Annotated in this window: 10 protein-coding genes, 3 tRNA genes and 2 rRNA genes; all 15 read left to right on the forward strand. The window is 60.0% G+C overall.

Annotation, left to right across the window (positions count from 1 at the left end; genetic code table 11):
* Positions 1-141 precede the first annotated feature (141 nt).
* The 15 genes from GE073_RS00535 to GE073_RS00600 all read left to right on the forward strand — a co-directional run bounded on the left by GE073_RS00535 (position 142) and on the right by GE073_RS00600 (position 13660).
* Positions 142-218 (forward strand) — tRNA-Ile (locus GE073_RS00535).
* 29 nt (positions 219-247) lie between these two features.
* A tRNA-Ala gene (locus GE073_RS00540) sits at positions 248-323 on the forward strand.
* Positions 324-430: 107 nt separating this feature from the next.
* Positions 431-3373 (forward strand): 23S ribosomal RNA (locus tag GE073_RS00545).
* An 84-nt stretch (positions 3374-3457) separates the two neighbouring features.
* Positions 3458-3574 (forward strand): 5S ribosomal RNA (gene rrf / locus GE073_RS00550).
* Positions 3575-3772: 198 nt separating this feature from the next.
* On the forward strand, positions 3773-5059 hold the full coding sequence (locus GE073_RS00555; RefSeq protein WP_101808291.1) for a putative glycoside hydrolase: 1287 nt from the start codon (positions 3773-3775) through the stop codon (positions 5057-5059).
* A 150-nt stretch (positions 5060-5209) separates the two neighbouring features.
* Complete coding sequence (gene guaB / locus GE073_RS00560) at positions 5210-6667, forward strand: IMP dehydrogenase (RefSeq protein ID WP_153782538.1); 1458 nt, start codon at positions 5210-5212, stop codon at positions 6665-6667.
* A 176-nt stretch (positions 6668-6843) separates the two neighbouring features.
* Positions 6844-8229, forward strand: a complete 1386-nt coding sequence (locus tag GE073_RS00565; protein WP_028600737.1) for a D-alanyl-D-alanine carboxypeptidase family protein — start codon at positions 6844-6846, stop codon at positions 8227-8229.
* A gap of 94 nt (positions 8230-8323) precedes the next feature.
* Positions 8324-9208: a pyridoxal 5'-phosphate synthase lyase subunit PdxS gene (gene pdxS, locus GE073_RS00570; protein WP_205621437.1), complete on the forward strand. Its 885-nt coding sequence runs from the start codon at positions 8324-8326 to the stop codon at positions 9206-9208.
* A gap of 7 nt (positions 9209-9215) precedes the next feature.
* Positions 9216-9812: a pyridoxal 5'-phosphate synthase glutaminase subunit PdxT gene (gene pdxT / locus GE073_RS00575; protein ID WP_101808292.1), complete on the forward strand. Its 597-nt coding sequence runs from the start codon at positions 9216-9218 to the stop codon at positions 9810-9812.
* 80 nt (positions 9813-9892) lie between these two features.
* Positions 9893-11176, forward strand: coding sequence for a serine--tRNA ligase (gene serS / locus GE073_RS00580; RefSeq protein WP_101808293.1), 1284 nt, complete (start codon positions 9893-9895; stop codon positions 11174-11176).
* 67 nt (positions 11177-11243) lie between these two features.
* Positions 11244-11332, forward strand: a tRNA-Ser gene (locus GE073_RS00585).
* A gap of 300 nt (positions 11333-11632) precedes the next feature.
* The gene (locus GE073_RS00590; RefSeq protein WP_028600733.1) at positions 11633-11980 is read left to right on the forward strand and encodes a hypothetical protein; all 348 of its coding nucleotides are present in this window, start codon (positions 11633-11635) and stop codon (positions 11978-11980) included.
* A 17-nt stretch (positions 11981-11997) separates the two neighbouring features.
* Complete coding sequence (locus GE073_RS24940) at positions 11998-12174, forward strand: hypothetical protein (protein WP_180968417.1); 177 nt, start codon at positions 11998-12000, stop codon at positions 12172-12174.
* A 50-nt stretch (positions 12175-12224) separates the two neighbouring features.
* The gene (locus GE073_RS00595) at positions 12225-12383 is read left to right on the forward strand and encodes a small acid-soluble spore protein P (protein WP_028600732.1); all 159 of its coding nucleotides are present in this window, start codon (positions 12225-12227) and stop codon (positions 12381-12383) included.
* Positions 12384-12574: 191 nt separating this feature from the next.
* Positions 12575-13660 (forward strand): hypothetical protein, encoded by a 1086-nt coding sequence (locus GE073_RS00600; RefSeq protein ID WP_146000478.1) that lies wholly within the window; start codon positions 12575-12577, stop codon positions 13658-13660.
* The last annotated feature ends 106 nt before the right edge of the window (positions 13661-13766 follow it).

The following is a 13766-nucleotide window of genomic DNA, read 5'->3' on the forward strand; positions in this document are numbered from 1 at the left end:
GTCGCAAGACTTCACAACCGGCTTGTCCCTCACTCGTTGTCAGTTTTGAAAGAGCAAACCTCTTTCTAGAGGAGTTTTCGACGTTCTTCCTGATGGAAGCGCCGAGATGAACTCCATGGTGATCCAAGTCCATATCGACGAGGGCCTTTAGCTCAGCTGGTTAGAGCGCACCCCTGATAAGGGTGAGGTCGGTGGTTCGAGTCCACTAAGGCCCACCATTTGTCTCTTTGGAGACGGAACCTTATACGGGGCCATAGCTCAGCTGGGAGAGCGCCTGCCTTGCAAGCAGGAGGTCAGGAGTTCGATCCTCCTTGGCTCCACCAACAAAAGTTTCAACCACTTGTTCCTTGAAAACTGGATACGAACGAAATGAAATGCTGAAACATCCGATAGCTGTTTCTTAGCTGACGCTGATCTACGGATCGGTGATGGTTAAGCTACTAAGAGCGCACGGAGGATGCCTAGGCGCCAGAAGCCGATGAAGGACGTGGCGAACCACGATAGGCCTCGGGGAGCTGTAAGCAAGCGTTGATCCGGGGATTTCCGAATGGGGAAACCCAGCTGGGGTAATGCCCAGTTACTGCAGCGTGAATTCATAGCGCTGCGTGAGGCATACCAGGGGAACTGAAACATCTAAGTACCCTGAGGAAGAGAAAACAATAGTGATTCCGTCAGTAGCGGCGAGCGAACGCGGATTAGCCCAAACCAGGGGGCTTGCCCCCTGGGGTTGTGGGACGTCTCACACGGAGTTACAAAGGAGCAGGTTAGGCGAAGAGGTCTGGAAAGGCCCGCCATAGCAGGTAAAAGCCCTGTAGCTCAAAGCCTGCTCCCTCCGAGACGGATCCCGAGTACCGCGAGACACGTGAAACCTCGTGGGAATCCGGCAGGACCATCTGCCAAGGCTAAATACTCTCTGGCGACCGATAGTGAAGCAGTACCGTGAGGGAAAGGTGAAAAGCACCGCGGGAGCGGAGTGAAATAGAACCTGAAACCGTGCGCTTACAAAAAGTCAGAGCCCGTTATAGGGGTGATGGCGTGCCTTTTGTAGAATGAACCGGCGAGTTACGTTCACGTGCAAGGTTAAGTCGGGAAGACGGAGCCGCAGCGAAAGCGAGTCTGAATAGGGCGCCTTTAGTACGTGGGTGTAGACCCGAAACCGGGTGATCTACCCCTGTCCAGGGTGAAGGTGCGGTAACACGCACTGGAGGCCCGAACCCACGAATGTTGAAAAATTCGGGGATGAGGTGGGGGTAGCGGAGAAATTCCAATCGAACTCGGAAATAGCTGGTTCTCCCCCGAAATAGCTTTAGGGCTAGCCTCGGTGTCGAGCATGCTGGAGGTAGAGCACTGATTGGGTGCGGGGCCCGCCAAGGGTTACCAAGTCCAGTCAAACTCCGAATGCCAGTCATGTATAACCGGGAGTCAGACGGTGAGTGCTAAGATCCATCGTCAAGAGGGAAACAGCCCAGATCATCAGCTAAGGTCCCCAAGTGTGTGTTAAGTGGGAAAGGATGTGGAGTTGCCCAGACAACCAGGATGTTGGCTTAGAAGCAGCCACCATTTAAAGAGTGCGTAATAGCTCACTGGTCGAGTGACTCTGCGCCGAAAATGTAACGGGGCTAAACACACCACCGAAGCTATGGCAAAGCTGCAAGCGCAAGCTTGGCAGCATTGGGTAGGGGAGCGTTGTGTATAGGTTGAAGTCAGACCGCAAGGACTGGTGGACAGTACACAAGTGAGAATGCCGGTATGAGTAACGAAAAGATCAGTGAGAATCTGATCCGCCGTAAGCCTAAGGGTTCCTGAGGAAGGTTCGTCCGCTCAGGGTAAGTCGGGACCTAAGGCGAGGCCGAAAGGCGTAGTCGAAGGACAACAGGTTGATATTCCTGTACCACCGTAAGCCGTTATGAGCAATGGAGTGACGCAGAAGGGTAGTGACGCGGACCGATGGATGTGTCCGTCCAAGCAGTGAGGCTGGTTTGTTGGCAAATCCGCAAACCGTAAGGCTGGGCTGTGATGGGGAGGGAAATTTACAGTACCGAAGGTCATGATCTCCAGCTGCCAAGAAAAGCTTCTAGCCAGGCGAAGGTGCCCGTACCGCAAACCGACACAGGTAGGCGAGCAGAGCATGCTAAGGCGCGCGGAGTAACTCTCGTTAAGGAACTCGGCAACATGACCCCGTAACTTCGGGAGAAGGGGTGCCTCGGTAGGGTGAATAGCCCGAGGGGGCCGCAGTGAAAAGGCCCAAGCGACTGTTTAGCAAAAACACAGGTCTGTGCGAAGCCGTAAGGCGAAGTATACGGGCTGACGCCTGCCCGGTGCTGGAAGGTTAAGGGGAGCGGTTAGGGGCAACCCGAAGCTGTGAACCGAAGCCCCAGTAAACGGCGGCCGTAACTATAACGGTCCTAAGGTAGCGAAATTCCTTGTCAGGTAAATTCTGACCCGCACGAATGGCGTAACGACTTGGGCGCTGTCTCAACGAGAGATCCGGTGAAATTTTACTACCTGTGAAGATGCAGGTTACCCGCGACAAGACGGAAAGACCCCATGGAGCTTTACTGCAGCTTGATATTGGACTTTGGTACGATCTGTACAGGATAGGTGGGAGCCTAGGAAGCCGGAGCGCCAGCTTCGGTGGAGGCGCCGTTGGGATACCACCCTGATCGTATCGGAGTTCTAACCTGTCACCGTGAAACCGGTGAAGGGACCGTGTCAGGCGGGCAGTTTGACTGGGGCGGTCGCCTCCTAAAATGTAACGGAGGCGCCCAAAGGTTCCCTCAGAATGGTTGGAAATCATTCGAAGCGTGCAAAGGCATAAGGGAGCTTGACTGCGAGACCAACAAGTCGAGCAGGGACGAAAGTCGGGCTTAGTGATCCGGTGGTACCGAATGGAAGGGCCATCGCTCAACGGATAAAAGCTACCCTGGGGATAACAGGCTTATCTCCCCCAAGAGTCCACATCGACGGGGAGGTTTGGCACCTCGATGTCGGCTCATCGCATCCTGGGGCTGAAGTAGGTCCCAAGGGTTGGGCTGTTCGCCCATTAAAGCGGTACGCGAGCTGGGTTCAGAACGTCGTGAGACAGTTCGGTCCCTATCTGTCGTGGGCGCAGGAAATTTGAGAGGAGCTGTCCTTAGTACGAGAGGACCGGGATGGACGTACCGCTGGTGTACCAGTTGTTCCGCCAGGAGCACCGCTGGGTAGCTACGTACGGACGGGATAAGCGCTGAAAGCATCTAAGCGCGAAGCCCCCCTCAAGATGAGATTTCCCAGTATGTAAGACCCCTGGAAGACGACCAGGTCGATAGGCTCGAGGTGGAAGCGCGGCAACGTGTGCAGCTGACGAGTACTAATCGGTCGAGGGCTTATCCTATTCAAGCAAGAACAGCCGGTCAGCACGGCATTTCGTTCGATCCAGTTTTCAGGGCGCAAGCCTACGCCTTGAGCAAGCAGGACGTTTGGTGGCGATGGCGGAAGGGAACCACGCGTACCCATCCCGAACACGACCGTTAAGCCTTCCAGCGCCGATGGTACTTGGACCGCAGGGTCCTGGGAGAGTAGGACGTCGCCAAGCACTTGCAATCACGAGCCGCCGCATCTTCGGATGCGGCGGCTTTTTGCATTTGGGGCATAAACCGGAACGGGACGAACCAAGCATGCCTTCGTTCCGACCTGAACTTGTTGCCATCATTTTCTGGAGCTGGAGCAATGGGGTTTTTAAAGGGAATAAAGTCCATACTACGTTCACCGATGGGTTCAAGGAGGGAGCGTCATGCAAAAGGGCCGCAGGAAAGGCCGGGAGATTGGACTGGCAGCCGCCGCTGCAGCATCGCTGCTGATGGCCAGCTGCTCGCAAGGGGGGCTGGAGGGAACCAGTCCTGAGAGAGAGCAGAGCCAGCCAAAGAGCGTGCCGTCCGCTCTGGAACGGAAAGCTCCAGGTGCGGCCGTATCTTCTTCGTTGCCTGGCGTCTGGCGAGCTTCGCCCCCGGCGGACGTAGAGCTGGCGGCAGCGGTCGAGACGCCGGCCCGAGCTTCTGCGACAAAGCGGGAAGAGCCGGTAAGAGGCATCTATGTGTCCGGCTACGCCGCAGGCAGCAGACGGGCGATGGGGCGTTTGATGGAGCTGGTCGCCCGCACCGAGCTGAATGCGATGGTCATCGACATCAAGGATGACTACGGCTTGATGACCTATGCTTCCCAGGTCAAGCTGGCGAAGCGGCTGGGCACCGACAGCAGGCCGTTGATCGACGATCCGAAAGCATTGGTCGAGCAGCTCCATCGAGCCGGCGTGTATGTCATCGGGCGGCAGGTCGTATTCAAGGACGCGCTGCTGGCGAGCAAAGTGCCCGATTGGGCGATTCACCAGAAGAACGGGAAAGTGTGGCGGGACGCGAAGCGCAAGGCTTGGATCAATCCTCACCGCAAGGAAGTATGGAGCTACAACATCGCTATCGCCAAGGAAGCGGCCGAGCTTGGATTCGACGAAATTCAGTTCGACTATGTCCGCTTCCCCGCCAACGGCGCTGCGACGGAGGCGAAGCTCGACTACGGAGCCGGCGCGGGAGCGAAGAGCGAGGCGATCGGCGCTTTTCTCGGACAAGCCGCGGATGCGATCCATCGCACAGGAGCGAAGGTTTCGGCCGATGTTTTTGGACTCGTGACCTCTTCCCCGGACGATATGGGCATCGGCCAGTCCTGGCGTACCGTCGCTTCGCGCGTGGACTCGATCTCGCCGATGGTGTATCCTTCCCACTATTCGCCGGGGATGTACGGCATCGCAGAGCCGGACCTGAGTCCATTCGAAGTCATTCATAAAGCGATGACGGATGCTTCGGCGCGCAACCGCCATCTGCTGCAAGGAGGGACGCAGCCGGCTGCGATCCGTCCTTGGCTGCAGAGCTTTACGGCGACCTGGCTTCATCCGCACCGGGTGTACGGAGAGGCGGAGCTGCGGGAGCAGATTCGCGCAGCGGAGGATGCGGGCGTCAAGGAGTATCTGCTCTGGAGTCCGAAATGCCTGTATCCGATGCCGGCCAAGCCGGCCGGAGCCTCCTCCTAAAGGCTCGCGAAAACGGTCCGAATCGGTGCCGGAAAGGCTTGAAAATCCTTATGAAAGCAGGATTTTCCTTGCCTTGACAGCCCTAGACCCCTCTGCTAAGATGGTCAATAATATATTCGGCAAGCCATAAGAATTAGGAGGAAATCATTCGTGTGGGAAACGAAATTCGCTAAGGAAGGCCTTACCTTCGACGATGTTCTGCTTGTCCCCCGCCGCTCGGAAGTGCTTCCTCGGGAAGTGGAGATCGGTACGCGACTAAGCGAGTCGGTCAAGCTCAACATTCCGCTCATCAGCGCGGGCATGGACACCGTGACGGAGGCGGCGCTCGCGATCGCGCTGGCTCGCGAGGGCGGCATCGGCATCATTCATAAGAACATGAGCGTGGCCCAGCAGGCGGAAGAGGTCGATCGGGTCAAGCGGTCCGAGAGCGGCGTCATCACCAATCCGTTCTCCCTGACGCCGGAGCATCATGTCTATGACGCCGAGGAGCTTATGGGCAAATACCGGATCTCGGGCGTTCCTATCGTCGATGATGCAGGCAAGCTGGTCGGCATCCTGACGAACCGCGACCTTCGATTCGTACACGATTACTCCATGAAGATCAGCGACGTCATGACGCGCGAGGAGCTGGTCACCGCTCCGGTCGGCACGACGCTGCAGGAGGCCGAGGTGCTGCTGCAGAAGCATAAGATCGAGAAGCTGCCGCTCGTCGACGAGACGAACACGCTCAAGGGCCTCATCACGATCAAAGACATCGAAAAGGCGATCCAGTTCCCGAAAGCGGCAAAGGACAAGCAGGGACGGCTGCTCTGCGGAGCCGCGATCGGCGTATCCAAGGATTCGCTGGAGCGCGCCGAAGCCCTTGTCAAGGCGGGGATCGACGTGCTGGTCGTGGACTCCGCGCACGGCCATCATATCAATATCATCGAGATGGTCCGCACGCTCAGAGGCCACTATCCGGACCTGACGATCATCGCGGGCAACGTGGCGACCGGCGAGGCGACGCGCGATCTGATCGAGGCAGGCGCCTCTGTCGTCAAGGTCGGCATCGGACCCGGCTCGATCTGCACGACCCGCGTCATCGCCGGCATCGGCGTGCCGCAGATCACGGCGATCTATGACTGCGCGACGGTTGCCCGCGAATATGGAGTGCCGGTCATCGCAGACGGCGGCATCAAATATTCCGGCGACATCACCAAGGCGATCGCCGCTGGAGCGAGCGCGATCATGATCGGCAGCCTGTTCGCCGGAACGGAAGAAAGCCCAGGCGAATCGGAGATTTATCAAGGCCGCCGGTTCAAGGTCTATCGCGGCATGGGCTCGCTCGGCGCGATGAAGGAAGGCAGCAAGGACCGCTATTTCCAAGAGAACGAGAACAAGCTCGTGCCGGAAGGCATCGAAGGGCGTCTCCCATACAAGGGACCTCTTGCCGATACGGTCCATCAGCTGATCGGCGGCCTGCGCGCGGGCATGGGCTATTGCGGTACGGCGACGATCGAGGAGCTGAAGAACGACACGTCGTTCATCCGCATCACGGGCGCCGGTCTGCGCGAGAGCCATCCGCATGATGTCCAGATCACCAAGGAAGCTCCGAACTACTCGCTCTAAGCGAGAGGAAGCTCGCCGGAACCGCTTCTTCTACAAAGGCAGGCCGCCAGCGCGGCCTGTTTTTTTGCGTCTTGCGGGATCGAGGGGCCGTAGGGCGAAGCAAAAACATCCCCTGTCTCGTTGACGGTATGGTACAATAAGGGCTGGACAAACCCATGTGAAGGAGAGAATAAACGTTGAAAGCAAGATTGGCTCCGGCGCTCGCAAAGCCGGTCATCTCCGCTATCATGGCGGCCTCCCTGCTCGCAGGATCCTGCGCGGCGACTTCGACGATTCCAGCTGCCTATGCGGCAGCGACTACCAATACGGCAACGAACGCGGCGTCCGCAGCCGATGCGCCCGCAGCCACCGCGCCTGCAACGATTCCAAGCTATCCGGACAAGAACCCGAGCTCGAATCCGCTTGATCTGGCGGTGAGCGCCGCGATCGTCATCGACGCGGACACGGGGCAGCTGCTGTACAGCTACAACATCGACAAGCCGCTCCCGCCGGCGAGCATGACCAAGATGATGACCGAGTACATGGTGCTCAAGGCGATCAAGGAAGGCAAGCTCAGCTGGGAGCAGGAGGTTTCCGTCAGCAAGGAAGCGGCAAGCACGCCGGCAGACGGCTCGCAGATCTACCTGGCCGAAGGCGATACGCATACGGTCAAGGAGCTTTATACGGCGATGTCCGTCGCTTCGGCCAACGATGCTACGGTCGCGCTGGCGACGCAGCTCGGCGGCAGCGAGGCGGGCTTCGTGGAGATGATGAACGCCACGGCGCAGGAGATCGGACTGACGACGGCGACCTTCACCAGCTCGACCGGCCTGCTCGATACGACTCTGATCGCAGCCAAGGACACGGCCAAGCTGGCGATGACGATCCTCAAGGAGCATCCGGAGTTTCTGGACTATTCCAAGATTCCTTCCATCAAGTTCCGCGAGCGGGACGACAAGCCGATGATCAACAACGACTGGATGCTCGAGGGCAACAAGGGCAATGCGAACTTTGCCCAGTATACGTATGACGGAGTGGACGGCATGAAGACGGGCTACCTGAGCGCGGCCGGCTATTGCTTCACCGGCACCGTCAAGCGCGGCGACACGCGTCTGATCAGCGTCGTATACGGCACCAAGAACAAGGGCAAGCGGTTCCTCGAGACGCGCAAGCTTTACGACTGGGCGTTCACCAACCTGGAGCGCAAGACGATCGTGCAGCCCAAGTCCGTCGTAGAATCGGCCGAAACGGTTAAACTAGCCAAAGGCAAGAGCAAGACCGTAGCGATCGCGACCGAATCGGATTTCTCGCTCATGGTCAAGAAGGGCTCGACGCCGCAGGCGGTCGTGTCCTCGACGAGCCTGCCGGCGGACGGAGAGCTCGTCGCGCCGGTCAAGGTCGGACAGAAGATCGGCACCGTCACGTACGAGTTCAAGGATCCGGAGTCCGGCTCGGTCGTGACGAAGCAGCTCAATCTGGTCGCGACTGAGGACGTCGAGAAGGCGGGCTGGTTCTCGCTCATGATGCGCGGCATCGGAGAGTTCTTCTCCGGCTTGTTCAAAGGCATCGTGAATTTGTTTTAAGATGTTGTCCCGCCAAGGGGAATGATGATAGAATTTGGGATAATCATGCTCGGATAATCCGCTCGGATTGATCAGACTATAGGAGGAAATGGGAATGTTGGAGACAGGTACATCGCGCGTCAAGCGCGGCATGGCAGAAATGCAAAAAGGCGGCGTCATCATGGACGTCATGAATGCGGAGCAAGCGAAAATCGCGGAGGCGGCCGGCGCTACGGCGGTCATGGCGCTTGAGCGCGTGCCTTCCGATATCCGCGCGGCCGGCGGCGTCGCCCGCATGGCGGATCCGACCGTCCTTGAGGAAGTCATGAAGGTCGTCTCCATCCCGGTCATGGCCAAAGCCCGTATCGGCCACTACGTCGAGGCGCGCGTGCTGGAAGCGCTGGGAGCGGACTACATCGACGAGAGCGAAGTGCTCACGCCTGCCGATGAGGTGTTCCACATCGACAAGCGCGAATTCACCGTGCCGTTCGTATGCGGCGCCAAGGATCTGGGCGAGGCGCTTCGCCGCATCCAGGAAGGCGCGTCCATGATGCGCACGAAGGGCGAGCCGGGAACGGGCAACATCGTCGAAGCCGTGCGTCATATGCGCCTGATCACGGGCCAGATCCGCAAGGTGCAAAGCCTGTCCAAGGACGAGCTGTACGCGGAAGCGAAAAATCTCGGCGTGCCGTACGAGCTGCTGCTGAACGTGCATGAGACGGGCAAGCTGCCGGTCGTCAACTTCGCCGCTGGCGGCGTAGCGACGCCATCCGATGCCGCCCTCATGATGCATCTGGGCGCAGACGGCGTCTTCGTCGGCTCCGGCATCTTCAAGTCCGACAATCCGGAGCGCTTCGCCCGCGCGATCGTCGAGGCGACGACTCACTACACCGACTACAAGCTGATCGCGGAAGTGTCCAAAAACCTGGGCGCGCCGATGAAAGGCATCGAGATCTCCAAGCTGGCGTCGCATGAGCGCATGTCCGACCGCGGCTGGTAATCGCTTCATGGCCCCTAAAATTGGCGTCCTGGCGCTGCAAGGCGCTGTGGCCGAGCATATCCGCAGCCTTCAGTCCGCCGGAGCGGTAGCCGTTCCGGTCAAGCGTCCGGAAGAGCTGGAGACGCTGGACGGACTGGTCATTCCTGGCGGCGAGAGCACGACGATCGGCAAGCTGATGCGCAAGTACGGCTTCATCGAGGCGATCCGGCAGTTCCATGCCCAGGGCAAGCCCTTGTTCGGCACCTGCGCGGGGCTGATCGTCCTCGCCAAGGAAATCGAAGGCGGCGAGGAGGCCCATCTCGGCCTCATGGACATGACGGTCGTCCGTAACGCCTTCGGCCGTCAGCGGGAAAGCTTCGAGACGGAGCTCGACATCAAGGGCATCGACGAGCCGATTCGCGCCGTATTCATCCGCGCGCCGCTGATCGGCCGCGTCGGCTCTGGCGTGGACGTGCTTTCGGTGTACAAAGACGAAATCGTCGCGGCCCGCGAAGGCTCGCTGCTCGCAGCGTCGTTCCATCCGGAGCTGACCGACGATTACCGGCTGCATGCCTACTTCGCGGACATGGTGCGTGAGGCGGCAGCGGCCAAGACGCAAGCATAACAAAGGAAGCGACAGGGCGAACGGGCTGACCGTCCGCCCTTCCTTCCGTTATTTCCCCATAAAGAAAGGTGAGACGTCTCGTGCTGGATCTCAAACTGCTTCGCAACGAATACGACCGCGTCGCTCAGGCCTTGAACGACCGCAAAAAGCCGCTGGAGCTGATCAGCGCCTTCCCCGAGCTGGATGCCAAGCGCCGCTCGATCATCCAGGAAGGCGAAACGCTCAAGGCCCGCCGCAACACGGTGTCCCAGGAAGTGGCCAAGCTCAAGAAAAGCGGCGGCGACGCCGAAGCGCTGATCATCGAGATGCGCGAGGTCGGCGACCGGATCAAGGAGCTGGACGAAGAGCTGCGCGTTCTCGACGAGGAGATGGAAGCGATCGTGCTGGCCGTGCCGAACCTGCCGCATGAATCGGTGCCGGTCGGCGGAGGCGAGGAAGACAACGTCGAGATCCGCCGTCATGGGGAGCCGACAGCGCTGGACTTCGAGCCGAAGGCTCACTGGGATCTCGCCGAGAGCCTGGGGCTGCTCGACTTCGAGCGCGCCGCCAAGGTGACGGGCTCCCGCTTCGTGTTCTACACGGGTCTCGGGGCGCGGCTTGAGCGCGCGCTGCTCAACTTCATGATGGATCTGCACAGCGACCAGCACGGCTATTCCGAAGTGCTGCCGCCGCAGATCGTCAATCGCGACAGCCTCGTGGGCACCGGCCAGCTGCCGAAGTTCGAGGAGGATCTGTTCAAGCTGACGGACAGTGACTACTACCTCATTCCGACGGCGGAGGTATCGGTGACGAACCTCCACCGCGAGGAGATTCTGACGGCCGAGGAGCTGCCGAAACGCTTCGTCGCGTTCAGCGCCTGCTTCCGCAGCGAGGCGGGAGCGGCCGGACGCGATACGCGCGGGCTGATCCGCCAGCATCAGTTCAATAAGGTCGAGCTGGTCAAGCTCGCCAAGCCCGAGGAATCGTACGACGAGCTGGAGTCGATGACGCAAAACGCCGAGCGCGTCCTGCAGCTGCTCGGCCTGCCTTATCGCGTGCTGCAGCTGTGCACGGGCGACATGGGCTTTTCCGCGGCGAAGACGTACGATCTGGAGGTGTGGCTGCCGAGCGCCGGCACGTACCGCGAGATCTCGTCGTGCTCCAACTGCGAGGACTTCCAGGCGCGCCGGGCCGGCATCCGGTTCCGCCGCGACGCCAAGAGCAAGCCGGAGTTCGTGCATACGCTCAACGGCTCGGGCCTCGCGGTCGGCCGTACGGTCGCAGCCGTGCTGGAGAACTACCAGCAGGCGGACGGCACGATCGTCGTGCCGGAGGTGCTCCGTCCTTACATGGGCGGCATCGAGAAGATCGGTCCGCGCGGCTAGCTTTCCGTTCGGGGCCGGTTGCCTGAGACAAGTGCCCTATGGTACAATGCTCGGGTAACTGCCTTGAGGAGAGATACCGAAGCGGTCATAACGGGGCGGTCTTGAAAACCGTTAGGGTGCAAGCCCACGTGGGTTCGAATCCCACTCTCTCCGCCATACGGAACATCCACCGATCCCTGAAGAGGGATCGGTTTTTTGCGTAGGGCGAGGTGGGATTCGAACGGGCCGTAAAGCAAACACATCGTGTTTGTAGGCCCAGGCGTGATAGGAGCATGATCAGCGCCGGTTAGGCGCTGTGCGACGGAGCGAATCCCACTCTCTCCGCCATACGGAAAAATCGACCGATCCCTGAAGAGGGATCGGTTTTTTGCGTAAATGGAGCGGCGGTTCCAGCACCCGCCAAGCATAGAAACCTTGATCCGGTCGCACCCTAGGGAATGGAGGTGGAAGGCGACCATGAGCAAAGTTGACGAGCTGAAGCTGGATCAGGCCCGGCTGGCGCAGGCCTGGCGGGAGACGCTGCCGACGGTCTTGAACGAGACCGATCGCTGCGAGGTGTTCGAGGACGAGGCGGATGACCGCTCGCTCCGCGTTACGATTTACGGGGCCGGGCATCAGATGTATTCGTACGACTTCAAGGTGACCTATGTGGACAGCCGCGAGGTGGAGATCAGCCTCATTGATGTGGACGAAGCCAAAAAGACGATCGACGAGCGCAAGGAGCTCGTGCAGCAGCAGGTGGCAGACTATCGCCGCCATCTGCATGAATGCGCGCAGGCTCTGCATCGCCTGACCAAAGCGTAGCGGGAGGAGAGCGAGCGATGACCAAAAATAAAAGCGCCGTGGACAAGAACCTGCAGAACGTCGTGAAGGATCTGGAGCAGGAGCCGGTCAACGCTCATCAGGCGAACCAGCTTCAGCGGCAGACCGAGGATCGGCGCCACCAGGACCATCTGAACCATGAAAACGAAACCGACCTGGATCATCCGCTGAGCTGAGCCGCTCGGTTTGATTCCATTTACGATGCATGAAAGGAGGAGACGCGCGCATGAGCAAGCCTGACAGCATTCCTGTCCCGAACCCCGACGAGGACCGCAAGGCCTCCCGCCAGGGGCATGATCATGGACAGCCGCAGCAGCCTCTTTCCGGCAGCAAGAAGGTCAAAAACCGGAATCATGTCGATCATCATAATCCGGAAGGCGGCTGATCGACGGCCCCCGCGATCGGATTGGAGCCGTTTCCCTTTTGAGGGGAGCGGCTTTATTTGCTATACTGGACGTTATTCGTATCGCGAAAAGCAGGCCGTCTTGTTCTCGCTCTTATTCAACGGCCGCGGGCGATGCTAGAATACAGAGAGTCGGTTCACGAGCATGGGAATGAGATAGAGGAGGAAATGCATTGAAGTTCATGACACGCCCCTTGAAGCTTGCCGCTGCCGGGCTCGGCGCTGCCGCGCTGCTCGCGGTCGCCGGCTGCACGGGGGAAGAGGCTTCGCCGAAGGCGGAGCTGGAGCAGGCGCTTGCCGAGCTGAGCGCGGCTGGCTCGTACGCGTTCCAGTCGACCGCGACGTTCAAGGAGCTTCAGCTGCCGCAGCCGGCCGCCGATGAGCCGGCGAAGCCGGAGGGCCAGCCGGATCTGTCGGGCTTGATGGCGGAGCTGGCCAAGGGGATGACGATTCAGATGGACGGCATCTACCAGCGGGAGCCGATGCGGACAGACGCGACCGTCAAGCTGACGCTGCCGTCGGCGCCGATGGAGCTGACGCTGCCGATGATCATGACGGGCGACAAGGTATACATCCAGGTGCCGGATCTCATCCCGTCGGAGCTGGCCGGCAAGTACGTCGTCATTGATGCCGACAAGCTCGCCAGCGAGAAGGGCGAGCCGATGCAGAAGCTCGATCCGTCGGTCCAGCAGCGGCTCATGCTGGAGGCGGGAGCGGCTTTCATGAAGCCGTTCGAGGAGAAGACCTACTTCAAGAGCCTGAAGCCGGAGGAAGCGAATCTGCCCCAAGGGCTGGAGGCGGACTCTATCGTGCAGTTCCAGGCGGACGGCGCGAGCGGCGAGCAGGCGATGGCCGTCGTGGCCGAGCAGGCGCTGCCGGCGGTGCTCGACGTCGTGCTGGCGAACGAAGCCTATCTGCAGGCGCTCGGCCTGGACAGGGCCGAGGCCGAGGCGAGCCGCAAGGAGCTGGCCGATCCGAACTCCGAGCTGTCCAAGCAGCTGCGCGAGCAGCTCAAGCTGGAGCAGGTCAAGCTCATCGGAGCGATCAAGGACGGCAAGCTGGCTTACCAGAGCCTGGACCTGAACGTCTCCTACACGGATCCGCAGGGCGCGGCCTCGTTCAAGGCCGTTCTGAGCGGCGCGACGACGTACAGCAAGCTGAATGAGCCGGCCGCGTTCACGCAGGAGATTCCGGCGGACGCGCAGCCGGTCGACAAGCTCGCCGAAGCGCTCGGCGCGGCGGCCCCTCCAACCCGCTGATAGCGGCATCGGCCATCCGCGGGTGCCGGTTCGTTGCCGGTTCGTTCAGCCGAAACCGGAGCCTTCCTTGGCCCAATAAAGCACAAAGAAGCGCCTGCCCTCCGGA

It is taken from the genome of Paenibacillus sp. B01, assembly GCF_009649995.1.
Classification (GTDB): domain Bacteria; phylum Bacillota; class Bacilli; order Paenibacillales; family Paenibacillaceae; genus Paenibacillus_O; species Paenibacillus_O pasadenensis.

Bases quoted from the DNA above. Each gene is read 5' to 3' on its own strand.
- GE073_RS00555 (WP_101808291.1), top strand. From the start codon at position 3,773: ATGCAAAAGGGCCGCAGGAAAGGCCGGGAGATTGGACTGGCAGCCGCC.
- pdxS (WP_205621437.1), top strand. From the start codon at position 8,324: ATGTTGGAGACAGGTACATCGCGCGTCAAGCGCGGCATGGCAGAAATG.
- pdxT (WP_101808292.1), top strand. From the start codon at position 9,216: ATGGCCCCTAAAATTGGCGTCCTGGCGCTGCAAGGCGCTGTGGCCGAG.
- GE073_RS00590 (WP_028600733.1), top strand. From the start codon at position 11,633: ATGAGCAAAGTTGACGAGCTGAAGCTGGATCAGGCCCGGCTGGCGCAG.
- GE073_RS24940 (WP_180968417.1), top strand. From the start codon at position 11,998: ATGACCAAAAATAAAAGCGCCGTGGACAAGAACCTGCAGAACGTCGTG.
- GE073_RS00595 (WP_028600732.1), top strand. From the start codon at position 12,225: ATGAGCAAGCCTGACAGCATTCCTGTCCCGAACCCCGACGAGGACCGC.